Source organism: Arthrobacter sp. Y3222053, from assembly GCF_059092805.1.
Genome location: NZ_JBNHIA010000003.1, coordinates 555,107 through 581,387 on the forward strand (window position 1 = coordinate 555,107; position 26,281 = coordinate 581,387).

The 26,281-nt window shown below is 69.6% G+C and carries 25 protein-coding genes; 13 read left to right on the forward strand and 12 right to left on the reverse strand.

The annotated features are described in order from the left end of the window. Nucleotides 1–32: 32 nt before the first annotated feature. Nucleotides 33–893 (forward strand): alpha/beta fold hydrolase, encoded by an 861-nt coding sequence (locus AC5RUW_RS10640; protein ID WP_494160667.1) that lies wholly within the window; start codon nt 33–35, stop codon nt 891–893. Between the two features lie 81 nt (nt 894–974). Here the strand turns inward: AC5RUW_RS10640 and AC5RUW_RS10645 are convergent, their stop codons facing one another. Both AC5RUW_RS10645 and AC5RUW_RS10650 read right to left on the reverse strand, forming a co-directional pair. Next, the gene (locus AC5RUW_RS10645; RefSeq protein WP_494160668.1) at nt 975–1,691 is read right to left on the reverse strand and encodes a GntR family transcriptional regulator; all 717 of its coding nucleotides are present in this window, start codon (nt 1,689–1,691) and stop codon (nt 975–977) included. Beyond that, nucleotides 1,684–3,003, reverse strand: a complete 1,320-nt coding sequence (locus AC5RUW_RS10650; RefSeq protein ID WP_494160669.1) for an MFS transporter — start codon at nt 3,001–3,003, stop codon at nt 1,684–1,686. Before AC5RUW_RS10650 ends, AC5RUW_RS10645 begins: the two co-directional genes overlap by 8 nt. 164 nt (nt 3,004–3,167) lie before the next feature. Here AC5RUW_RS10650 and AC5RUW_RS10655 point away from each other — a divergent pair, with 164 nt between their 5' ends. Next, entirely contained in the window at nt 3,168–4,994 is a 1,827-nt protein-coding gene (locus AC5RUW_RS10655; protein WP_494160670.1) for an FAD-dependent monooxygenase, read from the forward strand. A 12-nt stretch (nt 4,995–5,006) separates the two neighbouring features. Here AC5RUW_RS10655 and AC5RUW_RS10660 read toward each other — a convergent pair whose 3' ends face one another. Together AC5RUW_RS10660 and AC5RUW_RS10665 are read right to left on the reverse strand one after the other, a co-directional pair. After that, a complete protein-coding gene (locus AC5RUW_RS10660; protein ID WP_494160671.1) occupies nt 5,007–5,978 on the reverse strand; it encodes a zinc-binding dehydrogenase in 972 nt (323 codons plus the stop codon). 322 nt (nt 5,979–6,300) lie between these two features. Further along, nucleotides 6,301–6,897 (reverse strand): helix-turn-helix domain-containing protein, encoded by a 597-nt coding sequence (locus AC5RUW_RS10665; protein WP_494160672.1) that lies wholly within the window; start codon nt 6,895–6,897, stop codon nt 6,301–6,303. Nucleotides 6,898–7,051: 154 nt separating this feature from the next. On the opposite strand from AC5RUW_RS10665, the gene AC5RUW_RS10670 reads away from it, so the two are divergent. Continuing rightward, a complete protein-coding gene (locus tag AC5RUW_RS10670) occupies nt 7,052–7,858 on the forward strand; it encodes an IclR family transcriptional regulator (protein WP_494160673.1) in 807 nt (268 codons plus the stop codon). Between the two features lie 76 nt (nt 7,859–7,934). Here the strand turns inward: AC5RUW_RS10670 and AC5RUW_RS10675 are convergent, their stop codons facing one another. Genes AC5RUW_RS10675 through AC5RUW_RS10705 form a run of 7 tightly spaced genes read right to left on the reverse strand, consistent with a single transcriptional unit; the run spans nt 7,935 to nt 14,426 of the window. Next, complete coding sequence (locus tag AC5RUW_RS10675) at nt 7,935–8,396, reverse strand: hypothetical protein (protein WP_494160674.1); 462 nt, start codon at nt 8,394–8,396, stop codon at nt 7,935–7,937. Next, complete coding sequence (locus tag AC5RUW_RS10680) at nt 8,396–10,003, reverse strand: acyl-CoA synthetase (RefSeq protein WP_494160675.1); 1,608 nt, start codon at nt 10,001–10,003, stop codon at nt 8,396–8,398. Before AC5RUW_RS10680 ends, AC5RUW_RS10675 begins: the two co-directional genes overlap by 1 nt. Next, nucleotides 10,000–10,851, reverse strand: coding sequence for a 3-(cis-5,6-dihydroxycyclohexa-1,3-dien-1-yl)propanoate dehydrogenase (gene hcaB / locus AC5RUW_RS10685; RefSeq protein ID WP_494007931.1), 852 nt, complete (start codon nt 10,849–10,851; stop codon nt 10,000–10,002). The genes AC5RUW_RS10680 and hcaB overlap by 4 nt, the downstream gene beginning before the upstream one ends. Before the next feature lie 41 nt (nt 10,852–10,892). Next, nucleotides 10,893–11,462, reverse strand: coding sequence for an aromatic-ring-hydroxylating dioxygenase subunit beta (locus AC5RUW_RS10690; RefSeq protein WP_494160676.1), 570 nt, complete (start codon nt 11,460–11,462; stop codon nt 10,893–10,895). A gap of 11 nt (nt 11,463–11,473) precedes the next feature. Further along, entirely contained in the window at nt 11,474–12,685 is a 1,212-nt protein-coding gene (locus AC5RUW_RS10695) for an NAD(P)/FAD-dependent oxidoreductase (RefSeq protein WP_494160677.1), read from the reverse strand. Between the two features lie 32 nt (nt 12,686–12,717). After that, entirely contained in the window at nt 12,718–13,059 is a 342-nt protein-coding gene (locus AC5RUW_RS10700; protein ID WP_494160678.1) for a bifunctional 3-phenylpropionate/cinnamic acid dioxygenase ferredoxin subunit, read from the reverse strand. Then, nucleotides 13,056–14,426 carry an aromatic ring-hydroxylating oxygenase subunit alpha gene (locus tag AC5RUW_RS10705; RefSeq protein ID WP_494160679.1) on the reverse strand — a complete coding sequence of 457 codons (1,371 nt, stop codon included), beginning with the start codon at nt 14,424–14,426 and terminating at the stop codon, nt 13,056–13,058. The genes AC5RUW_RS10700 and AC5RUW_RS10705 overlap by 4 nt, the downstream gene beginning before the upstream one ends. A gap of 351 nt (nt 14,427–14,777) precedes the next feature. Here AC5RUW_RS10705 and AC5RUW_RS10710 point away from each other — a divergent pair, with 351 nt between their 5' ends. The 6 genes from AC5RUW_RS10710 to dmpG all read left to right on the forward strand — a co-directional run bounded on the left by AC5RUW_RS10710 (nt 14,778) and on the right by dmpG (nt 20,579). Then, on the forward strand, nt 14,778–16,112 hold the full coding sequence (locus AC5RUW_RS10710; protein ID WP_494160680.1) for an MFS transporter: 1,335 nt from the start codon (nt 14,778–14,780) through the stop codon (nt 16,110–16,112). A gap of 98 nt (nt 16,113–16,210) precedes the next feature. Further along, the gene (locus tag AC5RUW_RS10715; protein ID WP_494160681.1) at nt 16,211–16,660 is read left to right on the forward strand and encodes a PaaI family thioesterase; all 450 of its coding nucleotides are present in this window, start codon (nt 16,211–16,213) and stop codon (nt 16,658–16,660) included. Between the two features lie 109 nt (nt 16,661–16,769). Next, nucleotides 16,770–17,708 (forward strand): 3-carboxyethylcatechol 2,3-dioxygenase, encoded by a 939-nt coding sequence (locus tag AC5RUW_RS10720; protein WP_494160682.1) that lies wholly within the window; start codon nt 16,770–16,772, stop codon nt 17,706–17,708. Next, a complete protein-coding gene (locus AC5RUW_RS10725; protein WP_494160683.1) occupies nt 17,708–18,541 on the forward strand; it encodes a 2-keto-4-pentenoate hydratase in 834 nt (277 codons plus the stop codon). The genes AC5RUW_RS10720 and AC5RUW_RS10725 overlap by 1 nt, the downstream gene beginning before the upstream one ends. Nucleotides 18,542–18,624: 83 nt before the next feature. Continuing rightward, nucleotides 18,625–19,569: an acetaldehyde dehydrogenase (acetylating) gene (locus AC5RUW_RS10730; RefSeq protein ID WP_494160684.1), complete on the forward strand. Its 945-nt coding sequence runs from the start codon at nt 18,625–18,627 to the stop codon at nt 19,567–19,569. Beyond that, on the forward strand, nt 19,566–20,579 hold the full coding sequence (dmpG, locus tag AC5RUW_RS10735) for a 4-hydroxy-2-oxovalerate aldolase (protein WP_494160685.1): 1,014 nt from the start codon (nt 19,566–19,568) through the stop codon (nt 20,577–20,579). Before AC5RUW_RS10730 ends, dmpG begins: the two co-directional genes overlap by 4 nt. 235 nt (nt 20,580–20,814) lie before the next feature. Here the strand turns inward: dmpG and AC5RUW_RS10740 are convergent, their stop codons facing one another. Beyond that, nucleotides 20,815–22,092, reverse strand: coding sequence for a benzoate/H(+) symporter BenE family transporter (locus AC5RUW_RS10740; RefSeq protein WP_494160686.1), 1,278 nt, complete (start codon nt 22,090–22,092; stop codon nt 20,815–20,817). A 250-nt stretch (nt 22,093–22,342) separates the two neighbouring features. Here AC5RUW_RS10740 and benA point away from each other — a divergent pair, with 250 nt between their 5' ends. Genes benA through AC5RUW_RS10760 form a run of 4 tightly spaced genes read left to right on the forward strand, consistent with a single transcriptional unit; the run spans nt 22,343 to nt 26,251 of the window. Beyond that, nucleotides 22,343–23,764: a benzoate 1,2-dioxygenase large subunit gene (gene benA, locus AC5RUW_RS10745; RefSeq protein WP_494160687.1), complete on the forward strand. Its 1,422-nt coding sequence runs from the start codon at nt 22,343–22,345 to the stop codon at nt 23,762–23,764. A 30-nt stretch (nt 23,765–23,794) separates the two neighbouring features. Then, a complete protein-coding gene (gene benB, locus AC5RUW_RS10750) occupies nt 23,795–24,331 on the forward strand; it encodes a benzoate 1,2-dioxygenase small subunit (RefSeq protein WP_494160688.1) in 537 nt (178 codons plus the stop codon). Nucleotides 24,332–24,344: 13 nt separating this feature from the next. Then, on the forward strand, nt 24,345–25,394 hold the full coding sequence (gene benC / locus AC5RUW_RS10755) for a benzoate 1,2-dioxygenase electron transfer component BenC (protein WP_494160689.1): 1,050 nt from the start codon (nt 24,345–24,347) through the stop codon (nt 25,392–25,394). After that, nucleotides 25,391–26,251, forward strand: coding sequence for a 1,6-dihydroxycyclohexa-2,4-diene-1-carboxylate dehydrogenase (locus AC5RUW_RS10760; RefSeq protein WP_494160690.1), 861 nt, complete (start codon nt 25,391–25,393; stop codon nt 26,249–26,251). Before benC ends, AC5RUW_RS10760 begins: the two co-directional genes overlap by 4 nt. Nucleotides 26,252–26,281: the final 30 nt, after the last annotated feature.

Below are 26,281 nucleotides of genomic sequence, written 5' to 3' on the forward strand. Positions count from 1 at the left end.
CCGGGCGCCCAGCATTACAGGAGCAGGTACACATGACCATCCAGATTCCGGACTACAAGACCGATGCGTTCTTCGGCCTTGAGGACAAGTGGCTCGAGACCGCCGAAGGCGAGCTCACCCACTACCACGAGCTCGGCGAGGGCACCCCGATCCTGTTCCTGCACGGTTCCGGCACCGGAGTCACCGCCGCCGCGAACTGGTGGCTGAACCTTCCGCAGATCGCCGAGCAGGGCCGCTGCATCGCCATCGACTCGATCGGCTACGGCCAGAGCGTGGTCGCGCCGGGCACCGAATACGGCATTCGCGAGTGGGTGCGCCACGCGGTGCGCGTGCTGGACGCCCTGGGCATCGAGAAGACCTGGATCGTGGGCAACTCGCTCGGCGGCTGGCTGGCCTTCCAGTTCGCCATCGACTACCCGGAGCGGCTGCTGGGCATCGTCTCCATGGGCACCGGCGGCGCCAAGCTCACCGGGGCGCTGAAGGGCCACTCCAACCCGGTGCTCACCGAGGAGGGCGTGCGGAAGACCCTGGAGATGTTCGTCGTGGACAAGTCCCTGGTCACCGACGAGCTGGTGGGCCTGCGCTACCAGTCCGCGCTGAACGACACCGCCTCGGACCGGCTGCAGGACGTCGTCGCGGCCCGGGACCGGGACCGCGAGGCCCTGCCGCTGGACTTCGACGTCCTCGGCAAGCTCGACATCCCGGTGCTGCTGATCCACGGCACCCAGGACGTCGTCATTCCCGTCTCCCGCACCTGGGAGCTGCTCAACGTCATTCCGCACGCCGACGCGCACATCTTCAGCCAGTGCGGCCACTGGTCCCAGGTGGAGCGCGCCGAGGAATTCAACACCGTCATCAAGCAGTACCTGGCCACCCACGGCGTGACCAACTAGGACAGCCGTCCGTCCGCGCCCACGGGCGGGAGGCGCGACGACGAAAAGGCCCCCAGCCCCTCACAGCTCGGGGCCTTTTCGTCATTTCAGGCCGTGCGCCGTCCCGGCTCCTTCACCGATCAGGTCCAGCGTCTGCAGGATGTGCTGTTCCATTTCCGCCTTGGCGGCGGCCGCGTCGCCGCCAGCCAGGGCGATGCGGATCCGGTCGTGGTCGTCCTGCCGCTCATCCACCGAGTCCGCCATGGGTTCGGAGATGCCCGAGGTGTTGATAAGGAAGTCGCTGAGATCCCACATCCGCCGGCTGGTCTCGGCGATAATCCGCGACCCCGCCATCCGGTGGATGCCTTCGTGGAAGCCCCGGTTCAGCTCGAGGTAACCGCGGGACCGGGCCAGGGGGTCCTCCTGCCGGCCCAGCTCACGGGTGAGGCGGGAGAGCTCCTCAAGGTGGTCGAGCGCCTCCGGCGTGCAGCGGCGCGCTGCCACCGAGGCGACCGCCCCCTCCAATCCTGCGAACATGTGGAAGAAGTCGCTGACTTCTCCGGGCGAGTAGGACGCCACCACGCAACCGATCTGCGGGCGGATCTCCACCAGCCCGTCCGCGGCAAGCAGCCGCAGGGCGTCCATAATCGGCTGCTTGCTCACGCCCAGCTCCGAGCGCAGGGCCTCCACGGACAGCCGTCCCCCCGCGGGCACGGTTCCGAGCAGGAGCCGGGCCTTCACGACCTCGTAGATGTGGCCCGAGAGCCGTCCTCCGGTTCTGGTCGTGCCCACGGTGGCGGCGGCTGGCTCACTAATCATTCACCCAGTATGCCTCCCGCTGGGCGGCGGCTTCGCGCCGGCCCCAGCCGCCGGGCAGCAGCGCGACGCACACCACCGAGACGGCCGAGACGAGCACCATGTACAGCACGATCGAGTTGCTGCTGCCGGTTGAGGCGAGCAGCGCGGTGGCGATCATCGGCGCGAAGGCCGGGCCGCAGATCTGGGAGATGGTGTAGCCGACCGAGGAGCCGGTGTACCGGACCTCCCGGGAGAACACCATGGAGAACAGCGCCCCCGTGGCACCGCCGGCCGGAGCCATCGCCAGGCCGAAGACCAGCACCAGCGCCACCATGAACAGCCAGGGGTTGCCGGTGTTGATCAGCGCGAACGCCGGCCAGATGACCACGCCCATGGCGACGGCCCCGATCAGGTAGACCGTTTTGCGCCCGATCGCATCGGACAGGGCCCCGAAGAGCGGATACAGGACCACCGCGATGACGGCGGCCACGGCGACGCCGGACAGCGCCTGGGTGCGGCTGATGTCGGTGACCGAGGTGCCGTAGTTGACCAGGTAGGACATGCAGATGTACGCGAAGACGCCCTGGCTGAGGTAGGTGCCGGCCACCAGGAAGATCTCCTTGGAGTGGCGCCGGAAGGACTCGACCAGCGGCATCTTGACCAGTTCCTGCTGCTCACGGGCGGCGGCAAAGGCCGGACTTTCGGCAATGGTGAGCCGGATGACCAGGCCCACCACCACCAGCACGGCGCTGACCAGGAACGGAATCCGCCAGCCCCAGGACAGGAACGCCTCATCCGGCAGCTGGGCCACGGCCAGGAACGACACGGTCGCCAGCGCGACGCCGGCGGGGGCGCCGGTCTGCGGGAACGCACCGTAGAAGCCGCGCCGGCCTTGGGGCGCATGCTCCACTGCCATCAGGACCGCGCCGCCCCATTCTCCGCCGACCATAAAGCCTTGGATCAGACGCAGGACCGTCAGCAGGATCGGTGCGGCCAGGCCGATCTGCGCGTAGGTGGGCATCAGGCCCATGAGGCAGGTGGCGCCGCCCATGCCGACGAGCGAGATGACCAGCATTTTCTTGCGGCCCACGCGGTCGCCGAAGTGGCCGAACACGATGCCGCCGAGCGGCCGGGCCAGGAAGCCGACGCCGAAGGTCGCGAAGGCCAGCAGCGAGCCGATCAGGGGGTCGGCGTCGGGGAAGAACAGTTTCGGAAAGACCAGGGCGGCGGCCGTGCCGTAGATGAAGAAGTCGTAGTACTCGACGGTGGTCCCGATGAGGCTGGCCGTGGCCACCTTTCGGGCACTCGTGGGCGGGGCAGTGGTCGTCGTCATGGGGTGGTGTCTCCTCGCGGGGCGGCTGGGCCGGGGCATGGATGCGGAATGAAAGCAGAGTGCTGGCCCGGCGGCGGTGGTGGCGCTCGTCACCTCGGGGCAGCAACTAGCATGCTAGTATCTCAGTCGTTGTGTTGCCAATCACACCCTTAAGGAGGGAAACCGTGTCCCAGAACTTCACCGACGTGTCCGGTGCCGCCGATCGGCTGGACGAGGCCAGCCCGGCGAACGCCTACGACACCGACGTCCTGGTTGTGGGCACCGGCCCGACAGGCGCCACCGCCGCGCTGGCCCTGGCCACCTACGGAATCCGGACCATGATGGTGTCCCAGTGGTCCTGGCTGGCGAACACTCCCCGGGCCCACATCACCAACCAGCGCGCCGTTGAAGTGCTGCGCGACCTGGGGCTGGAGGAAGAGGCGCGGCTCTACGCCGTGCCGTGGGAGCAGATGGGCGACACCCTCTTCACCACCTCGCTGGCCGGCCCGGAAATCGCCCGGCTGCGCACCTGGGGCACCGGCGACGAGCGCTCCGGCGATTACCTGCAGGCCAGTCCGTGCACCATGCTGGACATCCCCCAGACCTATATGGAGCCGCTGCTGGTCAAAAACGCCGCGGAGCGGGGCGCGAAGGTCGCCTTTTCCACCCGCTACCTGGGCCACGCGCAGGACACCGACGGCGTCACCGTGCGCCTGCTGGACCGCACCTCCGGCCATGAATACTCCGTCCGGGCGCGGTACCTCATCGGCGCCGACGGCGCCAAGAGCCGGATCGCGGAGGAAATCGGCCTGGAGATCGTCGGGCACACGGCCCGGGCCGGCACGGCCTACGTCCGCTTCCGCGCCGACCTTTCGAAGTACGTGGCCCACCGGCCCAGCATCCTGCACTGGATCATGAACCCCGCCGCCAACTTCGGTGAAATCGGCATGGGCCTGCTGCGCTGCGTCCGCCCGTGGAATGAATGGATCGCCGGCTGGGGCTTCGACAAGGACGCCGGCGAGCCGGACCTCTCCCTGGAACGCGTCACCGCCCAGATCCGGCAACTGGTGGGTGACCCGGACCTGCAGCTCGAAGTGGACGGGGTCTCGACCTGGTACGTCAATCAGCAGCACGCACTGACGATGTCCAAGGGGCGGGTCTTCTGCGGCGGCGACGCTACCCACCGGCATCCGCCCAGCAGCGGCCTCGGCTCCAACACCTGCCTGCAGGACGCCTTCAACCTCGCCTGGAAGCTGGCCTACGTCATCAAGGGCCACGCCGGGCCGGCACTGCTGGAAAGCTACAGCGAGGAGCGGGTACCGGTCGGGGCGCAGATCGTCGCCCGGGCCAACCAGTCCCGGCTGGACTATGCTCCCCTGAGGGAGTGCTTCGACACCCTGGGCGACGACGGCGTCCACTCGGTGGAAACGGGTCTGGCCCGGTTGCAGGCGCCCACTCCGGAAGGTGCCCGGCTGCGGGCGAAGGTCGTGGAGGCGCTGGAGCTGAAGAACTATGAGTTCAACGCCCATGGCGTCGAGCTCAACCAGCGCTACGCCAGCTCCGCTGTGCTGTCCGATCCGGATGCGGGCGAGGAGCACTTTGCCCGCGATCCCCAGCTCTTCCTCCAGGCCACCACCCGCCCGGGAGCCAAGCTTCCCCACGCCTGGCTGGTCGGGCGGGATGGGCGGCGCATCTCCACCCTCGACGTGACCGGCAAGGGCAGGTTCACCCTTCTGACCGGACTGTCCGGCCAGGCGTGGAAGCAGGCCGCGGCCGCCGTGGAGGCGCCGTTCCTGGACGTGGTGGTGGTGGGCGAGCCCGGATATGAGGATCCGTACGGCTACTGGGCGCGGAGCCGGGAGATCGACGAGGCCGGGGCGCTGCTGGTGCGCCCCGACGGGTTCATCGCCTGGCGCTGCACCGCGGCGGTCTGGGATGCCGATGAGGCCGGAGCCCGGCTGCGCGACGCCCTGCAGGCCGTGCTGGCCGCGCCCGTGCCGGCCTCGCGCTGACCTGGCCGGGCGCTAGCCGACGGCCACCACGATCTTGCCCAGCGCCTCGCCGTCGATCATCGCCTGGAAGCCTTCATGAATCCGGGCCAGCGGCAACACCCGGTCGATCTGCGGGCGCAGCCCGGTGGCTTCGACCATCCGCAGCATGGCTGCCGTTTCGTGGCGGGTGGACCCGGTGGAGCCCAGCACGCGCAGCTGCTGGTAGAAGATCCGGGCCAGGTCCGCATCCGGGTCCGTGCCGCTGGTGGCGCCGGCGATGACGATGGCTCCGCCCGGGCGCAGGCAGCGCAGCGAGTGGCCCCAGGTCGCCTTGCCCACGGTCTCGATGACCGCGTCCACGCGTTCGGGCAGCCGCTCCCCTGATGCGAAGGCGGCCCGTGCGCCGAGCTTCAGGGCCAGGTCCCGCTTCGCCGCGGTGCGCGCCGTCGCGTAGACGGTGGCGCCCGCGGCGGCCGCGAGGGCGATGGCTGCGGAGGCCACTCCCCCGGAGGCGCCCTGCACCAGCACCCGGTCCCCGGCGCGGACCCCGGCTTGGGTGAAAAGCATGCGGTAGGCGGTGGACCAGGCCACCGGCAGGCAGGCCGCCTCCTCGAAGCTCAGGTGCCGCGGCTTCTGCAGCACGCACCGCTCCGGCACCAGGATGTACTCAGCGAACCCGCCGTCGTGCCGTTCCGAGAGCAGCGCGCGGTTCGGATCAAGCGTCTCGTCGCCGTAGCCGGCATCGGCGTCGGCAATCACCGGGTGGACCACCACCTCCCGGCCGTCGTCCGTGACCCCGGCGACGTCGCAGCCCAGGATGATGGGGATGTTCTTCGGATCGTGCCCGACGCCGCGCAGCGTCCACAGGTCGTGCATGTTCAGCGAGGAGGCCCGCACCTTCACCCGGGTCCAGCCCGGGCGCGGCAGCGGCTCCGGCACCTGCCGCAGCTCGAGCCCGGCCAGCGGCTCCTCGGGGTTCTGGGACACGGCGACGGCGGCAAGCATGCGGAGGCACTCCTTCAGGACGGGCGCCGCGCCGGTCTGCGCGGCAGGATCTCAGCGATCAGCCTGACCGGGCCAAGCCGGCTTCTCCAGCCCGCGTTCCTCCTGACGGCACCGGCCCGCGGCCGCAGCTCGCCGCCCCACTCAACGAGTGTGCAGATAATGCCGCTTAGAAGCCGGAATAACCGCATTAACTGCACAACAGATTCAGTCGGCCCGCCCCAGGCGACATCTGCTGCACAACAGATTCAGTCGGCCCACCCCAGGCGACATCTGCTGCACAGATGCCTGGCACCCACCGGCCCGCGGCGGGCGGCAGGCGGGACTATGGACTCCAGGTGCCGGCGCCGCCCTGCATCGACGGCGAGAACTGCGGCAGCTGAGGTGCCGTGGTGGTCAGGTGCGCCACCGCCCTGGCGCCCAGGCTGCGGTAGGAATGGACGACGTCGGCCGGGAACCGCAGGAAGTCCCCCGGGCCGACCTCGACCTCCTCCTGTTCCGGGCCGACCGCCATCCGTCCCTCCAGCACATACACCTGGTTCAGGGTGCCGGCGGAGCGGGCCGGAATGGTGGTGGTGAGCTGGTGCTCGTCCACCATGACGACCCTGGTCTCCACGTAGCCGGAACCGTAGATCCGGTCCAGGCTGCGTTCCTCGCCGATGAAGGAGGCCTTCCAGGCCGCGTCTTCAGCCCGGGAGACGAAGCTGCGTGAGCCCCACTCGGTGACCAGCCGGCGGATGCTCACGCCCAGCGCGGCGCCGATCCGCTCCAGGGTTTCGACCGTGGGGTTGCCGGTGCCCTGCTCGATCTTGGACAGGGTCTGCTTGGACAGTCCGGCGCGGGCGGCGAGCTCCCCGAGGGAGAGTTCCCGCTCGGCGCGGAAGCGGCGGATGTTGCGGGACACGAGGTCGTTCAGGGGCATGTGAAGAGTGTCACTTACAAGTGACGAAAAGTCATCTTTGACATTCGTGATGCAGGCCACGGACGATAAGTACACGGCGTGTGCCGTAGGCCGGACCCCGGCCGCACCACAGTCTCAGCATTGCCACGAGCAACCTGCACCGTTGGAGGTTTACATGGGCCGCACCGTTTCCGCCGCACGCGATGACAGGGCCGCCGTGGACAAGGCGATGAGCCTGCTCAACGCCTTCGGCGCCGACGCGCTGACCGGCGTCGGGGTCAGCGAACTGGCCCGCCGCGCCGAGCTGTCCAAGTCCACCGCCTTCCGGCTGCTGGGCATGCTGCAGCGCAACGGCGCCGTGGAGCGGGCGGGCAACGCCTACCGGCTGGGCCGGATGATCCTCAGCCTGGGCGATAACCAGGAGACGGTCGCCCACGGGCGGATGCGGGACGTGCTCACCCCGTTCCTGGCCGACCTCTACGAACTGACCAAGCAGACCGTGCACCTGGCCGTGCTGCAGGGCAGCGACGTCGTCTACCTGAACAAGCTGTACGGGCACCTGCAGGTGCGCAGCCCCTCCCGCATCGGCGGCATCGCTCCGGCCTACTGCACCGCCGTCGGCAAGGTGCTGCTCGCCTTCGATCCGGACACGGCCGACGAAGTGCTCAAGGGCGAGCTGGCCACCTGGACGCCGCACACCATCACCGATCCCGCGCTGTTCCGCCGGGAGCTGCTGGAGGTCCGCCGCAGCGGCCTGGCCTTTGACCGGGAGGAGATCCTGCTCGGATTGAACTGCGTGGCCGCCCCGGTGATGGGCCCCAACGGCCGCCCGGTGGCGGCGCTGTCCATCTCCGGGCCGGTGGGCAAGTTCGTGCCGGATTCGCAGGCCAACGCGCTGCGCAAGGTCTGCTATGCGGCGGGCCGGGCGGTGGCCGCCGCCTCCCCGCGGTCCCAGCCGCGCCGGCTGGCGCCCACCGGCTGACACTACTTAAAGCACGACGCCGGGCAGCGCCGCCACCCCCGCGGCACTGCCCGGCCCCGGCTGCGTGCCGGATCCCCTACTGGGTGGGCACGTCGTCCAGGTTGCGGGATTCCTCCAGCACCCAGTCCGGTTCAGCCACCATCAGGGACAGGCTGCGACCGGGCACGTCCACATCCACCACGTAGCGGTAGCCGGCGACCTCGGCACGGGCAATGTCGGCGACGTCGCCCTCCCCCGCCGCCACGACCAGCCGGCGGCAGGCCGGGTCCTCGGCCATCACGATCTCGGAGACCAGCTGCAGGGCCTGCGGGCCGGCCTCGGCGTCCGGTTCCATCAGCCGGTCGCGCACGCCGGCGGGGTACGCCGCGGCCACCGGGGTGGCGGTCATGAACGCCACCCGGACCTCACCGGCGGGCCGGCCGTCCTCGGTGACCCGGTAGGAGCGGTGCCAGCCCGACGGCGCCGGCACCTCCTCGGCCTGCCAGGCGGCGGGCAGCGGCTCGGGCCATTTGAGCAGGTCGACTTCGTCGCTGGACATTATGCGGGTACTCCGTTCTGTGCCATCTGCCGGATGCTCGTCTTGTCGAGCTTGCCCGAGCCGTTGCGCGGCACGGTGCCGGTGACGATCAGTTTCTTGGGCAGTTTGTAGCGGGCCAGGTAGCCGGCGGCGAATTCGCGCACGTCCTCGATGGTGGGTTCGACGCCGTCGCGGCAGGCCATCACGGCCACCACGTTTTCACCCCACTTCGGGTCCTGGACGCCCACCACGGCGACGTCGAGCACCCCGGGGTACTCCATCAGAGCCCGCTCGACCTCGGCGGGGTACACGTTCTCCCCGCCGGTGACGATCATGTCCTTGAGCCGGTCCACGATGTAGAAGTAGCCGTCCGCGTCCTGGTAGCCGAGGTCGCCGGAGCGGAACCAGCCGTCCTGGAAGGCGGCGGCGGTGGCCTCCGGGTTGTTCCAGTAGCCGGGGGTGACGTTGGGCCCGCGCACCCACAGCTCGCCGGTGGCACCCGGCTCCGTGACGTCGGTTCCGGTGACCGGGTCCACCACCCGCACATCGGTGTAGGGCATGGGAATGCCGCAGGAGCCGGGCTTTTCGTAGGTGAGCTCGGTGGGCAGGTAGGTGGCGAACGGCGCGGTTTCGGTCAGGCCCCAGGCCTGCTGCACCGCGATGCCCTTCGTCTCGTACTGCTTGAGCAGCACCGGCGGCACCGGCGCGCCGGCGCAGATCAGCGCCCGCAGGCTGGTCAGGTCGTGCCGCTCGAACTCCTCGACCTGCCGCATGGCCGAGAGCATGGACGGCACCAGGAACGCCTGGTTGACCTGGTACTGCTCGATGTCGGCGAGCACCTGCCGGGGATCGAAGGTCCGCCGGATCAGGGTCACCCCGCCGCGCACCAGCACCCGCACGGTCAGGGCGTTGAGCCCGCCGATGTGGAACAGCGGCGCCACGGCCAGGTTCACGTCGCCGCGGCGGGTGTCCACCAGCGAGTCCACGTTGACCGAGTTCCACCACACGTTCCCGTGGGTCAGCTGCACGCCCTTGGGCTGGCCGGTGGTGCCGGAGGTGAACATCAGGATGGCCAGGTCGGTATCCCGGGCCGGCAGCGGCTCCGGCGTGGGCGCGGCGTCGGCGGCGGCCAGGAACCCGGTCAGCAGCTGCCAGTGCTCCCGCACCGCAGCCTTGACCGGGACGGCGGCGTCGTCGTCGACCAGCACCGGCAGCGGCGCCGCGCCGGTCGGCACCTCACCGGCGCCCTCCTCGGCGGTCAGGTCCACCACGTGGTCCACGACATCCTGGTGACAGGGCTCGGTGACCAGGACGCGGGGCGCGGCGCGCTCCAGCAGCGCCTTGATCTCCCGCGGCGCCAGCCGGAAGTTCAACGGCTGGAAGACCGCGCCGATCCACCAGGCGCCCAGCATGACGCGGAAGAACGTCAGGCTGTTCAGGCCCAGGTACGCCACCCGGTCCCCGGGGCGGACGCCGGCGGCCGCGAAGGCGCGCGCATACCGCGCCGCGTCGTCGGCCAGCTGCCCGTAGTCCAGGACCTGGTCTTCATAGATGACCGCCCGGCTGCGGGGCGAGAAGCGGGCCTGCCGCAGCAGCCCCGCCACCGGGTTGATGTTGGTCTCGCTCACAGTTCGTCTCCTCCTGCGGCGCGGTCGCCGAAGCCGCGCACGGCGATGCCGCCGTCAGCGGGAATGATGGCTCCGGTGATGTTGCCGGAGTTGCGCCGGGAGGCGAGCAGGACGTAGGAGCCGGTGAAGTCCCGCGGCTCCACCGACGCGTCGTGCAGCGGGATCAGCGGGTTGTTCCCGGTGATCTCCGAGCGGGCGAAGGAGGCGGAGATGGAGCGCTCCTTCAGTCCGATGGATTCGGGGCCGCGCAGGTCGGTGTTCATGCCGCCCACGGCGACGCCGTTGACCCGCACCTTGGGGGCGAGTTCGTAGGCGAGCTGGTTGACCAGCCCGCGGCAGGCGAACTTGGACGCGGTGTACACCGGGCCGCCGCCGGCCGTGTGGAACGAGGCGTTGGAGAGCGTCATGACGATGCTGCCGCGGGTCTTGACCAGTTCCCGCCACGCCGCCTCGACGGTGAGCAGGTAGCCCTTGACGTTGATCGCGAACAGTTCGTCGAACGCGGCGCCCAGCTCCTCGCCGTCGAGCCGGGTCACGGAGCGGTTGTAGTCCCAGATCCCGGCGTTGGGCACCAGGATGTCCAGTTTCCCGAACCGGTCCACGGTCTGCGCGACGGCGTCGTGCAGGGAGCGTGAGTCCCGGACGTCGCCGGCGACGGCGAGGATCCGGTCCCCGGCCCCGGTCTCGTCCGCCACGGCCTGCAGCTTGTCCTTGTCCCGGCCGAAAATGGCCACGGAGGCACCTTCGGCCAGGAACCGTTCGGCCACGGCCCGGCCGATGCCGGATCCGCCGCCGGTGATGAAGGCGACGTCTCCGTCCACCCAGCCTGCGGAAGCTGTGCTGCTCATTTCTACCTCTCTGTAGGAAGGGCGGCCCGGCCTGCGGGCGGCTAGAAGAAGGTGCTGAGGTTCTTGGCCTGGAGCACGTTCGCGTCGAACAGCAGCTCCCGGCTGGCGACCCGGAACCCGCCGTCGGGCTGGATGCGGATCAGGTCGGTCCGGCCGCCGGCGTAGATGTCGGTCTCGGTCTGCAGCCGGTTCCGGTAGACCAGGAACGCGGAGCGGACCTTCAGCTCGTTCCCGGCGTGGTGGCGGACGGTCACGTTGGACACCAGGTGGCGGGTGCGCGAGGGCGGGTCCTCCGCCCAGGCCATGCCGGAGTCGTAGCGGCGGATCCGCCAGGCCAGGGATTCCTTGGTCTCGTCGAAGTAGGCGGCCTCGCCGCGGGCGCCGATGGCCAGGGCGGCCTGGCGGCGCAGCCGGTTGGTGCGCAGCGGCGCCCAGTAGGTGAGGTCCTCGTCGAAGATCTCCAGCCAGTCGGCGAAGCGCCCGTCGTCGAGCAGCTCCGCCTCCAGGAAGTAGAACTGCTGGACCCGGTAGGCCAGCTCGGCGTCGGCCAGCCGGCCTTCGAGTTCATCCGCCGCGGTGGCGGCGGGCGTGGCAATAACGTGTTCGGTCATGGTGTGCGTCCTTACCTGGCGAGCTTCTTCAGGTCCGCGGCCGGGTCCGCGAGTTTCTCCGGATCCACCAGGATCCGGCGGTCGATGATGCGCCGGGCGGCGCGGACGGTGAGCCCGCCGTCGACGGCGGCGCAGCCGAGCAGGTAGCCCTCCGCGTCCAGCCGGAACACCACCGAGGGCACCCCGTCCTTTTCGCGGATGATGGTGGTGCCCTCGCCGACCATGCTGCCCACGCCTTCGAGGTGCACCCCGTGCCGGTCGGACCAGAACCAGGCCGCGCCGTGGCGGGGCGGTTCCTGGCCGAGCAGGGCCGCGGCCGCCGTCGCGCCGCTGTTCATGGCGTGCTCCCAGTGCTCGGCGCGGCGCAGCAGCGTGCCGTCCGGCAGCCGGGTGCGCGCGGCGTCGCCCACCGCGTAGACGTTGGGGTGGGTGGTGCGCTGGGATTCGTCCACGATGGTGCCGTTGTCGGTCTCCAGGCCGGCGGCGGCGGCGAGCCCGGTGTCCGGGACGATGCCGATGCCCACCAGCACGACGTCGGCGTCGATCACCTCGCCGCTGTTCATCTCCAGGTGGTGGCCGTCGGCGTCCACGGTGATCGCCGCGGGGATGCCGGTGACCACGCGGATGCCGCGCTCGGCGTGCATGTCATGCAGGCGGCGGGCCAGCTCCGGGCCCACGGCGGGCACCAGCGGCGGATCCACCGGGTCGATCAGCACGACGTCGGCGCCCAGCTCCTTGGCGGAGGAGGCCGTCTCGGCGCCGATCAGGCCGGCGCCGATGATGGCCAGCCGGGTGCCGGGGGCCAGCAGGGAACGCAGCTTGTCGGCGTCCTCGCGGGTGCGCAGGTAGAGCAGCGAGTCCAGGTCCCCGCCGGGGATGGACAGCCGGCGGGCGGTGCCGCCGGTGGCCAGGACCACGCGGTCCGCGGTAACGACGCTGCCGTCCTCCAGCTCCACGGTGCCGGAGTCGGCGTCCAGGGCCGCGGCGCGTCCGGGCACGATCCGGATGTCCTGGCCAGCGAACCAGTCCGCCGGGGAAAGCAGGATCTCGTCCGCGCTGCGCCGGCCGAGCAGGTAGTCCTTGCTCAGCGGCGGGCGGTCGTACGGCACGCCGGCGGGATCAATGATGGTCAGGGTGCCTTCGAAGCCGCGCGAGCGCAGCTCCTTGGCGGTGGTGAAGCCTGCCATCCCGCCGCCGACGATGGTCACGGAGTTCAAAGCCATGGGGGTTCTCTCTTGTTCCGGTCCGCGGCGGATCAGACGGCGGCGGGGGCGTTGGGGTACAGCAGGACGTTGCCGTCCTGGACCTCCACCTTGTGGGTGCGGGCCGCGATGGTGGCCGGCATGCACAGCGCCGCGCCGGTCTTGAGGCAGAACTTGGCGGAGTGGATCGGGCATTCGACCTCGGTGCCTTCGATCCAGCCGTCGGCCAGGGACGCGGTCTCGTGCGTGCAGTTGTCGTTCAGGGCGTAGAACTGCCCGTCCTCGGCGTGGAACACGGCGATGTCCTCGCTGGTGCCGTTCTCCGCCGCGGGAATGACCGCCGCTTCGCCTTCGGCGATGTCGTCGACGGTTCCGATGGTGATGGACTCGCTCACGGGGTCTCCTCCGGGATCTGCTGGGTCGTGGTTTCGTGCCAGGCGGGGGTGTTCATCAGCTTCGACCAGTGGCGGTAGAAGGAACGCCCGGCGGCGTCGGAGTACAGTTCGCTGGTCTGGCCCGGGTAGGTGCCGTCCTCGCGTTCGCTGCCGATGCCCATCTGGAAGTTCAGGGGCACCTTGTTGGTGACGAAGCCGCGGGAGATGGCCTGGATCTCGGACCAGTTCTCTCCGTCGTCGGCCTCGAAAATGCCCGACGGGCCGAAGGTGCGCAGGTTGTAGAGCCGCTGGGCGTCCTTGACGTCGTCCGGCATGGACTTGTCCACCAGGATCCAGGCCCAGACCTCGATCTTGTCCGGGCCCTTGGGGTGCCAGACGCGGATCGAGCCGTTGACCGGCAGGTAGGAGAAGGACGGGAAGACGGTGGCATGCCCGGTGGTCATGGGACCCTCGACGGCGGCGTCGCCGAGGCGTTCGCGCAGGGCCTCGTAGTCGTAGTACTCGTGCACGGGCCGGGCGTCGAAGCGGGACTTGGGGTGCGTGGGGAAGCCGGCGCCGTGGCCGTTGGGCGAGACGTACTGGCGTCCCGGGGTGGCGGCGATCTCCGGCTTGGGGCCGCGCCCGGTGGGCGAGAGGACCATCAGCGCCGAGGCGTGGGACATGTTCACGTGGTACCAGTCGGTGGCGAACTGCTCGGCGGCGAGCTTCCAGTTGCCTTCCAGCACCCACTTCATGACGCCGCCGATGACCTCGGTGCCTTCCGGATCGCGGTCCAGCATGGCGTCCATGTAGTAGCGCATGTCGCCCAGGGTGTCCTCCAGCGGCTCCGCGCCGGAGTCCCAGTTGCCGAAGATCAGGCCCTTGTAGACGGCCACGTTCGGAACCTCGATGAGCCCCCACTGCTTCTTGTCGAAGTCCGCCGGGTAGGCGCCCTCGTTGGGCACCGACTGCAGGGCTCCGGCCAGGTCGAAGGACCAGCCGTGGTAGGTGCAGGTGAACATCTTGGTGGCCCCGGCGTCGGCCCGGCAGAGGCGGACGCCGCGGTGCCGGCAGGAGTTCAGGTAGGCGCGGATGTTCTTCTGCTTGTCCATGGTGACGATGACCGGGTCTTCGCCCATGAAAGTGGTGAAGAAGTCGCCGGGCTTCTTGAACTGGCTGGTGTGCGCAAGGAAAAGCCAGCTGCGGGCGAAGATGCGCCGCATCTCCTGCTGGTAGATGCCCGGGTCCGTGTAGATCGACCGGTCGATCAGGCCGCCGTCGGCGTCCACCAGGGTGGAGACGTCGATGTTCGCTGCCATCTGCGCCGGCCGTGGCATCCGGCCGATGGCGGCGTTGGCCTGCGACGGGCAGGAATCCGTGGTGGTCATCTGGATCAATTCCTTCAAAAGACGAAAGGGGCTGTCTTCGCGGGGCAGGCGGGGCCGGCCCGGTCTCCCATCAGACCGTGCCGTGCACCACATCTGCCAGCTCGCGTTCCGAACCCTAAGACACCCCTGATTGTCAAACCGGAGGCGGTTCCGGGCGGGCGGCCGACGGCGGGCGGCTGCGTCCCGCAGCGGCGCGGTTCCGGGCCGCTGTGAGAGTTGACGCCGGCCCCGGCGCCCGACGTCGAACGTTCCGACAGGCGGCACGGGCCGTTGGGTGACGCGCATCACACGGGCGACGCTTCGGGGGACGCAGCTGTCCGCTGCCCCGCTTTTTCACCTTATGGAGGACCGATGGAACAGACCGTTCCCACCCTGGCAACGGCGCCCGGGCACACCCCCTCGAAGAAGGACTCCCGGCGCGCCCTGGTCTCCAGCTTCCTGGGCTCGACCGTGGAGTACTACGACTTCCTGCTCTACGGAGCCGCCGCCGGCCTGGTCTTCCCGGTCCTGTTCTTCCCCTCGGACATGGACCGGGTGCTGGGCACCGTCCTGTCGTTCGTCATCCTGCTGGCCGGTTACATCTCACGGCCCATCGGCGGCATCCTCTTCGGCCACTTCGGTGACCGGATCGGCCGCAAGAATATGCTCTTCGTGACCCTGATGATGATGGGCCTGGTCTCGGTGGCCATCGGCCTGATGCCCACCTACCAGACCATCGGCGTCGCCGCGCCCCTGGTGCTGGTCTTCCTGCGCGTGGTGCAGGGCCTGGCCGTGGGCGGTGAATGGGCCGGCGCCACGCTGATGGCCGCCGAGCACGTGCAGCAGAAGAACCGCGGCTTCGCCGCCTCCATCGCCGTCACCGGCGGGCCCACCGGCTCGGTCCTGGCGACCCTGGTGCTGGGCCTGTTCGCCGGGCTGCCCGAAGAGGCGTTCCTGAGCTGGGGCTGGCGGATTCCGTTCCTGCTCTCCGCCGCCCTGGTGATCATCGGCCTGTACATGCGCTACCGGGTGACCGAGTCCCCGGACTTCGTCAAGGCGCAGGCCGAGGGCCGCGTGGAGACCGGCGTGCCGATCGTCCGCGTGCTCAAGCGGTACCCGCTGGAGTCGGTGCTCGGCACCCTGGCCGTGGCCGGGCCGCTGTTCATGCAGGCGCTGCTGGCCGTGTTCATGGTGCCCTACGTGGTCGGCACCGGCGCCGTCACCCGGCAGGAGGCGCTGATGATGCTGACCTTCTCCTCCTTCCTGCACATCTTCTCCATCCCGTTCTTCGCCTGGCTGTCGGACCGTTTCGGCCGCCGCCCGGTGATGCTGGCCGGCGCCGGCATCTCGGTGGCCCTGGTCTTCCCCATGTTCGCGCTGTTCAACTCCGGCAGCTTCTGGCTGATCGCCGTGGCCTTCGTGGTCGGCAACCCGATCATCCAGGCCTCCATGTACGGGCCCATCGGGGCGTTCCTGGCCGAGAAGTTCGACACCCAGTCCCGCTACACCGGCGTCTCGCTGACCTTCCAGCTGGGCTCGGTGCTCGGCGCCGGCACCGCTCCGCTGATGTCGCAGTGGCTGGTGGGCCTGGGCGACGGCGGCACCAGCAACATCGCCTGGTACTTCATCCTGCTGATCGCGATCGCCGCGGTGTGCGTGTACTTCTCCAAGGAGACGCGCGGCGGCGCCGAGCGCACGCTGCCGTAACCGGCGTCCCGTCAGGCGGCACCCGTCCTCCCGGACGGGTGCCGCCCCTCGTTAGGGTGGCAGAAACCCCACTATGCAACACCTATCGAGGAGTACCCGTGGCCCTTCCCACCTCCCTGGACGAATTCACCGCCGCCTGGCGCAAGTTCGAGGAGCGGCGCGGCTTTGACGACATCGCCGCCACCCTGGGCCTGACGCCGCACGCGGTCACCGAAGACACGCTGAGCATGTCCCTGAAGCTGACCGACCCGCTGGCCCAGGCCAACGGCATGTTTGCCGCGGCCACCCTGTTCGGCGCCGCCGACATCACCGGCACGTTCATGGCCATGCTCGCCTTCGCGGACCGCGGCCAGTTCCCGCTGGCGGTGCAGTCCAACCTGAACTTCATGTCCAACTCCAAGGCCCCCGAGGCCGTGGCCACCGCCCGGATCCTGCGCGGCGGCGGCTCGGTGGCCGTGATGGAGGTGTCCGTCGCCGACAGCGAGGGCAAGGCCCTGGTGCACTCCACGTTCACCTACGTGCTCAAGGACCGCGGCCTGGGCCGCTGACCCGACGCCCCGGCTCCGCACCGTCCCGCAGAGCGGAACGGGCAGACCCTTCAACGCACCCCTCTGGCGTGCAATAGGTACGAGGAACCAGACTTCTAAGGAGTAGGCCGTGAACCACGCCCTCATCTGTATGTCCCACAGCCCGCTGCTGGAACACACCAACCCGCCCGCCGACGTCAAGGCCGCCGTCGAGGCAGCGTTTGACCAGGCCCGCCAGTTCGCCAAGGACTTCAACCCGGACCTGGTGGTCAACTTCGGGCCGGACCACTACAACGGCTTCTTCTACGACCTGATGCCGCCGTTCTGCATCGGCTACGAGGCGCTGGGCACCGGCGACTACAACTCCTGGGACGGGCCGATCAACGTGCCCACCGGCGAGGCCGAGCAGCTGGCCCAGTACGTCATCGACCAGGACATCGACACCGCGATCTCCCGCAAGATGGAGGTCGACCACGGCGCGGTGCAGCCGATGGAGATCATCTTCGGCGGCCTGGACCGCACCCCCGTGATTCCGATCTTCGTGAACTCCGTGGCCCGTCCGTTCACCAAGGTCTCCCGGGTCCGGAAATTCGGGCAGGCCGTGGGCGAGTACTTTGCCAAGTCGGACAAGAAGGTGCTGTTCATCGGCTCGGGCGGGCTCTCCCACGATCCGCCCGTGCCGCAGATCGCCACCGCCACGGAGGAGCAGCGCGCCTTCCTGACCAACGGCCGCCACCCCACCCCGGAGGCCCGCGCCGCCCGCGAGCAGCGCACCATCAACACCGCGATCGCCTTCGCCGCCGGCGAGGCGGACATCATGGAGCTGAACCCGGAATGGGACCGCGGCTTCCTGGACGTGTGCCGCTCCGGCAACGTCGAGGGCTTCGACGCCTACAGCGCCGATGAGATGGACGCCGTCGCCGGGCACTCCTCCCACGAGGTGCGCACCTGGGTGGCCGCCTACTCGGCGCTGCGCGCCTGCGGCGAGTACGAGGTCAGCTACGAGTTCTACAAGCCGATCAAGGAATACATCGCCGGCTTCGGCGTGACGACGGCGGTGCTGAAGTAATGACTGTTTCCTCCGACATCACCACCTCCGCCGCGTCCTCCGACGCAGGGGCCCGCCGGGAGCGCATCGCCGCGTTCGCCGCGGAGCTGCTGACTGCCACGAAGACCCTGGAGCCGGTGCCGCCGCTGCGGACCCGGCTGGAGGGCATGGACCTGGACGACGCCTACGCGGTGCAGTCCCTGCAGCTGGAAGAGCATCTGGCTGCGGGCCGGGTGCTGGCCGGGCGCAAGGTGGGCCTGACCTCCCCAGCCATGCAGGCCCAGCTGGGCGTGGACTCCCCCGACTTCGGGTTCTTCTTCGAGGACATGGTCCATACCGACGGGGCGCAGGTTCCGGCCGGCGGGTTCGTCTCGCCCAAGGTGGAGCCGGAGTTCGGCTTCCGGCTCAAGCACACCCTGCAGGGCCCGGGCGTGACCCTGGAACAGGCGGCGGCGGCCATCGGCGAGGTGTACGCCGCCATCGAGATCATCGACTCCCGCATCGCGGACTGGGACATCAAGCTGGTGGACACGGTGGCGGACAACGCCTCCTGCGGCGCGATCGCCGTCGGCACCAGCCCGCTGCCGGTCGCCGTCGAGGACCTCGCCGGGGTGCGGTGCACCCTGCGGATCGACGGCGAGGCCCGGGAAACCGGCACCGGTGACGCCGTGATGGGCAACCCGGTGGAACCGCTGGCCTGGCTGGCGAACGTGCTCGGCGAGCAGGGCGTGGCCCTGGAGGCCGGCCAGCTGGTGCTGCCCGGGTCCTTCACCAAGGCCCTGCCGGTGCGCGCCGGGGAATCCGCCACCGCCGACTTCGGGGACCTGGGCTCCCTCACCATCCACTTCAGCTGACCCGCCCGCGGCTCTCCGCCGCCGGGCATCGGCACCATCGACACAGCTGGCCCCTGCCAGCGAACCAGACTAAGGATCCACCAGTGACAGCCAAGAAAACGGCCGCGATAGTCGGCTCCGGGAACATCGGCACCGATCTGATGTTCAAGCTGATGCGCCGCAGCGAGCACATCGAACCCAAGTACATGATCGGCGTAGATCCCGCCTCCGACGGCCTGGCCCGCGCCTCCCGGCTCGGCCTGGCCTCCTCCGCCGGCGGCGTGGACTGGCTGCTGGCCCAGGACGAGCTGCCGGACTTCGTGTTCGAGGCGACCTCCGCGAAGGCGCACGCCGCCAACGCGCCCCGCTACGCCGAGGCCGGGATCACCGCGATCGACCTGACCCCGGCCGCCGTCGGCCCCTACGTCTGCCCGGTGGTGAACCTGGATTCGGTGCCGCAGGCGCAGAACGTCAACATGATCACCTGCGGCGGGCAGGCCACCACGCCCATCGTCGCGGCGATCTCCTCGGTGGTGCCGGTGGAGTACGCCGAGATCGTCGCCTCCATCGCCTCCAAGTCCGCCGGCCCGGGCACCCGCGCCAACGTGGACGAGTTCACCGAAACCACGGCCAAGGCCCTGGAGGTGGTCGGCGGCGCCAAGCGCGGCAAGGCGATCATCATCATCAACCCGGTCGAACCGCCGATGATCATGCGCAACACCGTCTACGCCGCGGTACCCGCCGAGGCCGCCGAACCCGGTGCCCTGCAGGACGCGGTCCGCGAATCCATCGCCCGCACCGTCGAAAAGGTGCAGAGCTACGTGCCCGGCTACTCGCTGCGCGTGGAGCCGCAGTTCGACGCCGCGCGCCCGGAGTGGAACGGCGCCGGCCGGGTCGGCGTGTGGATCCAGGTCCGCGGCGCCGCCGACTACCTGCCGGAGTACGCCGGCAACCTGGACATCATCACCGCGGCCGCGACGCGCACGGCAGACCTGCTGGCCGAACGCATGGGCACCGCCGCCACCGCCACCGCAGGAGCATCCGCATGAGCAACTACAGCATCCGCCTGACCGACACCACGCTGCGCGACGGCTCCCACGCCATGAGCCACCGGTTCACCGAGGAACACGTGCGCTCCACCGTCCGCGCCCTGGACGACGCCGGCGTGAAGGTCATCGAGGTCACCCACGGCGACGGCCTGGGCGGCTCCTCCTTCAACTACGGCTTCTCCCTGACCCCCGAGCTGGACCTGGTCCGCGCCGCGGTGGACGAAGCGAAGCAGGCCAAAATCGCCGTGCTCATGCTCCCGGGCCTGGGCACCATCCACGACCTGAACCAGGCGCACGACGCCGGTGCGTCGGTGGCCCGCATCGCCACCCACTGCACCGAGGCGGATGTGTCCATCCAGCACTTCCAGCACGCCCGCGAACTCGGCATGGAAACCGTCGGGTTCCTGATGCTCTCGCACCGCGCCATCCCGGAGGAGCTCGCCCGGCAGGGCCGGATCATGGCCGACGCCGGCTGCCAGTGCGTCTACGTCGTGGACTCCGCCGGCGCCCTGATCCTCGAGGACGTCTCCGAACGGGTGGCCGCCCTGGTCGCCGAGCTGGGCGAGGACGCGCAGGTGGGCTTCCACGGGCACCAGAACATGAGCTTCGGCGTCGCGAACTCGGTGTTCGCCGTCCGCGCCGGCGCCAAGCAGATCGACGGCACCCTGGTGGCCCTGGGCGCCGGTGCCGGCAACTCCCCCACCGAAGTCCTCGCCGCCGCGTTCGAGCGCCTGGACATCGAGACCGGCGTCGACGTGCAGGGCCTCATGGCCGCCGCCGAAGACGTGGTCAAGCCCTACATCACCCGCATGCCGGTGATGGACCGGGCCTCCATCATGCAGGGCTACGCCGGGGTCTACTCCTCGTTCCTGATCCACGCCGAACGCGCCGCCGAACGCTACGGCGTCCCCGCCTGGCAGATCCTCGAAGAGGTCGGCAAGGCCGGCTACGTGGGCGGCCAGGAAGACATGATCGTCGACGTCGCAGTGCAGCTGGCCGGCGCCAAATAGGACAGCGGGGCGGGCACCGTTCCGGTTCTGCTGCCGGTTTGGGCTCGTGCTGCCGCTGCGCACCGGCAGCGGGAACCCAAACCGGCAGCGGAACGCGGGCTGGAAGGGCGGAACCTTTGTGGGGGTTCCGCCCTTCGTCATTCCCGGGGAATGTGCCGGGGCCACGGCAGCAGCAGGGCGGCGGCGCGCGGCTGACTGCAGCAGCAGGTCGTCGGCGCGCGACCGACCTGTTGGACTAGCGCGGCCGTCGTCGCAGCAGCACGTAAGCCACCACCCCGGCCACGGTGCCCCACACCGGTGCCACGATCCCGAACGGCGCGATGCCCGAGGCCGTGACGGCCAGCGTGATCAGGCCCGCCTCCGGAGCCGCCGGGCTGCCGCTCCCGCCGCTCCCGCCGCCGACGCCACCCCTACCGGCGTCTCCCGCCCCTGCGTCGCCCGGTGCCACGGCCTCGGTGACGGCCCCCTGCAGGGCCCCAAGCAGCGCCACGCCGGCGGCAGCGGTGATCAGCTCCCCGGGAACGGCGCCCAGCAAAGCTACGATCGGTCCGCCCATGGCGCCGAACAGCAGGAAGAACACCCCGCAGGACACCCCCGCGACGTAGCGCCGTCCCGGGTCCTCATGCGCTTCCCTGCCGGAGCAGATGCCGGCGGTGATGGCGGCGAGGTTGATGGCGTGCGAACCGAACGGCGCGAACAGCACCGACGCCGCGGACGAGGCGCCCAGCAGCAGCCGGTCGTTCGGGGCGTACCCGCTGGACTGCATCATCGCCAGCCCGGGACCGTTTTGCCCGGCCATGGTCACCACCAGCAGCGGCACCGCGATCCCGACAAAGGCCTGAAGGCTGAACTCCGGCGTGGTCCAGAGCATGGGCGACTGGTCCAGGACCAGCCTCGGCGCGGCGACCTGGCCTGACAGGGCTGCGAGCGCGACGGCGACGCCGAGGGCCAGCAGCACCGCATACTTCGGCGCCGCGCGCCTCGCCGCCAGATACGTTGCCACCAGGCCCCCGGCCACCAGCGGCGCCGCGACGACGGCGCCGGCCGCCTGCAGCACAAACGGCAGCAGCACCCCGGCCAGCACGGCGGAGACGATGGGCCGGGGAATGAGCTCCAGCAGCTTCCCGAACCAACCGGTGACGCCCAGGACCATCCCGAGCAGACCGGCCGCAATGTAGGCGCCGACCGCCTCCGCGTAGGAATAGTCGCCCAGCGCGGTGATCAGCAGCGCAGCGCCGGGCACGGACCAGGCCACCACCACCGGCATGCGGGTGAGCAGGCTCAGCACCAGGCACACCGCGCCGCTGCCCACGGAGATCGCCCAGACCCAGGAGGCGGTCTGCTCCGGGCTGAGCCCCGCGGCGCCGGCCGCCCCCAGGACCACCAGCAGCGGACCCGCGTAGGAGACCGCCACCGCAACCAGGCCGGCGGTTACGGCGGAGAGCGAGAAATCGCCAAGCCGGATCCGGTGCGGCGTCGCCGGGGATTCGGCGAGGTTCTGCGGAGGCTGCAACGAGGCCGTCCTTCTGGTTGGGGCCGGGAACCTGCTCACCGTAGGCAGCAGGGATTGATGTGAACAAATACCGATTTCCCGCAGATTGAGACGCTTCGCCTCTCACCGGGGGCCTAGGTGGAGCCTAGGCATTTGGCTGGTGTGACCGCAGACACACCCGGGCAGAGTGAAAGGAACGTTCTCTGCCGGGCACACCCCGGCCGGGGCACCGCCGCCCCCACCCGCCCCACAGCACCACGAGGAGCACAGCATGACCGAGACCCTGGAACAGATCGAACACCAGCTGCGGGATGCCGTGGTTGAGGATCCGGACAACGGCATCCACCGCACCAAGCGGGAGATCTTCACCGACGAGGAGATCTTCGAGCTGGAAATGAAGCACATCTTCGAGGGCAACTGGGTCTACCTCGCCCACGAGTCGCAGATCCCGAACGTGGGCGATTACTTCACCACGTACATCGGACGCACCCCGGTGGTCATCTCCCGGTCCAAGGACGGGGAGCTGAACTGCCTGGTCAACGCCTGCAGCCACCGCGGCGCCATGCTCTGCCGCCGCAAGACGGACAACCGCACCAACTTCACCTGCCCGTTCCACGGATGGACGTTCAACAACAAGGGCAAGCTGCTCAAGGTCAAGGACTCCCGCGACGCCGGCTACCCGGAGCAGTTCAACAAGGACGGCTCGCATGACCTGACCAAGGTGGCCCGCTTCGAGAGCTACCGCGGCTTCCTCTTCGGCTCGCTGAAGGCCGACGTCAAGCCGCTCGAGGAGCATCTGGGGGAATCAGCCAAGGTCATCGACATGATCGTGGACCAGTCCCCCGAGGGCCTGGAGGTGCTGCGCGGCTCCTCGACGTACCACTATGACGGCAACTGGAAGGTTCAGGCCGAGAACGGCGCCGACGGCTACCACGTCTCCGCCACCCACTGGAACTACGCCGCGACCACGGCCCGCCGCACGGTCGGCGAATCCGCCAACGAAACCAAGGCCATGGACGCCGGCAGCTGGGGCAAGCAGGGCGGCGGCTACTACTCCTTCGAGCACGGGCACCTGCTGCTGTGGATGTGGTGGGGCAACCCCCAGGACCGGCCCAACTACGACAAGCTCGAGGAATGGTCCGCGCAGTTCGGCCAGGAGCGGGCCCGGTTCATGGTCGGTGCTTCGCGCAATCTGTGCGTCTATCCCAATGTCTACCTGATGGACCAGTTCTCCTCGCAGATCCGGCACTTCCGGCCCATCTCCGTGGACAAGACCGAGGTGACCATCTACTGCATCGCCCCCAAGGGCGAGTCGGCCGAAGCACGCGCCAACCGGATCCGCCAGTACGAGGACTTCTTCAACGCCACGGGCATGGCCACCCCGGATGACCTGGAGGAGTTCCGCTCCTGCCAGAAGACCTATCTGGCCAAAACCGCCCCCTGGAACGACATGTCCCGGGGCGCCACCCACCAGATCAAGGGACCGGATGAGACGGCCCTGAAGATCGGGCTCAACCCGATCTCCAGCGGCGCCAAGACCGAGGACGAAGGCCTGTACCCGGTGCAGCACTCCTACTGGGCCGAAACCATGCGCGCCGCCGTTGCCGCCGAGGAACGCGAGGCCGCCGAACGCGCCGCCGGCGGAACCGCAGCAGCTGCCGCCTCCGGCGCCGGCTCCCCCTGCGGCCACTGACCGCCTGATTTACGGAAGGACCATCCCCCAATGACCACCACCGCAGTGCAGCGCTCGCCGCTGACCGACGCCGAGCTCGCCGTCGAGCTCGAGAAGATCCGCCAGTTCCTCTACCGTGAGGCGGCGTTCCTCGATGACCGCGAATTCGAGCGCTGGGTGGACTGCTACCACCCGGATGCCGAGTTCTGGATGCCCGCCTGGGACGACAACGGCGAGCTGACCGAGGACCCGCAGCGCGAAATCTCGCTCATCTACTACTCCAACCGCGGCGGCATCGAGGACCGGGTGTTCCGGATCCGCACCGACCGTTCCAGCGCCACGAGCCTGCCCGAGCCCCGCACCGGGCACAACATCACCAACGTCGAAATCGTCGAACACCGCGGGGACCAGGTGGACGTGCGGTTCAACTGGTTCACCCTCTACTACCGGTACGAGTCCACCGACACCTACTTCGGCACCTCCTTCTACACGATCGATCTCTCCGGCACGCAGCCGGTGATCCTCAAGAAGAAGGTCGTGCTGAAGAACGACTACATCCACCACGTCGTGGACGTCTACCACATCTAGGAAGGGCCCTCCCATGACGCACAAAGTTGCACTCAGCTTCGAAGACGGGCTCACCCGGTTCATCGACGTCCTGCCCCACGAGACGGTGGCCGACGCCGCGTACAAGGCCCGCATCAACATTCCGCTGGACTGCCGCGACGGCGCCTGCGGCACCTGCAAGGCGTTCTGCGAATCCGGCACCTACGACGGCGGCGACTACATCGACGAGGCGCTGACCGACGACGAGGCCGACGCCGGGTACTGCCTGCCCTGCCAGATGTCCCCCGAGTCGGACCTGGTGCTGCGCATCTCCGGCACCGCGGAGATGGCCAAGACCGGCATCCAGAAATTCACCGCCCGGATCGAGCGGCTGCACTGGTACGCCGACAACACCGCCGGGATCACGCTGTCGGTCGAGAACCGGGACAAGCTGAACTTCCTGCCCGGCCAGTACATGAACGTGCTGGTGCCCGGCACCGGGATCGAGCGCAGCTACTCGTTCAGCTCCGGGCCCGAGGAGCGCGAACTGCGGTTCCTGATCCGCACCGCCCCCGACGGGGTGATGACCACCTACCTCAAGGAGCGGGCCGCCGTCGGTGACCAGCTGATCCTGGAAGGACCGGTGGGCAGCTTCTTCCTGCGCGAGGTCCGCCGCCCGGTGCTGATGCTCGCCGGCGGCACCGGCGTCGCCCCGCAGCTGGCCATGCTGGAGAAGATCGCCTCCTCCGGGGTGCAGCCGGCGTTCCCCATCCACATGGCCTACGGCGTCACCTTCGACACCGACCTGGTGGAGGTGCAGGCCCTTGAACGGTACGCCGGGCTCATCGAGGGGTTCACCTTCGACACCATCGTGGCTGATCCGCAGTCGGCCGCGCCGAAGAAGGGCTACGTCACCCAGCACCTGCTGCCCGAACACCTCAACGACGGCGATGTGGACGTCTACCTGTGCGGGCCGCCGCCCATGGTGGACGCCGTCCGCCGCTACTGGGCCGACGCCGGCATCACCCCGGCGAACTTCTACTACGAACGCTTCGCCGTCGGCGAGGTCCAGGAGCACAACGTGCACGCCGGAGCAGCCGCATGAACACACCCGTTCCTGCTGAGGGTGCGACGTCGGCGGCCGCCGTGCCCGGCGCCACCCCGACGGACCGGCCCGCCTTCTTTGCGGGCCGGTTCGCCGGCCGGGTGGTGGTGGTCACCGGCTCGGCTCAGGGCATCGGCGAGGCGGTGGCCCGCCGGGTGGCCGCCGAGTCCGGCCAGGTGGTGCTGGTGGACCGGGCGGACCTGGTGCACGAGACCGCCGCGTCCATCCGGGACGCCGGAGGCGAGGCCCTGGCCGTCACTGCCGACCTCGAGACCTACGCCGGAGCGGAGGCCTTCGTGGCGGCCGCCCTGGCCGGCTTCGGCCGGGTGGACGTGCTGATCAACAACGTGGGCGGCACCATCTGGGCCAAGCCGTATGAGCACTACACTCCGGAGGAAGTCACCCGGGAAATCAACCGGTCGCTGTTCCCCACCCTGTGGTCCTGCCGGGCCGCGCTGCCCGTGATGATCGGGCAGGGCGGCGGAACCATCGTGAACGTCGCCTCGGTCGCCACCCGCGGGGTGAACCGGGTGCCCTACGCCGCGGCCAAGGGCGGGGTCAAGGCCATCACCAGCGCCCTGGCGCTGGAGGCCGCCCCGCACGGAATCCGGGTGGTGGCCACGGCTCCCGGCGGCACCGAAGCCCCGGAACGGAAGGTCCGGCGCGGGCCCGCCCCGCAGGATGAACGCGAGCGCGCCTGGTACCGGCAGATCGTGGACCAGACCGTGGAATCCTCCCTGCTCAAGCGCTACGGCACCCTGGCCGAGCAGGCCGCGGCGATCACCTTCCTGGCCTCCGACGAGGCCTCCTACATCACCGGCAGCGTGCTGCCGGTGGCCGGCGGCGACCTCGGCTGACGCTCCGCACTCCGACGCCGCCGACGCCGC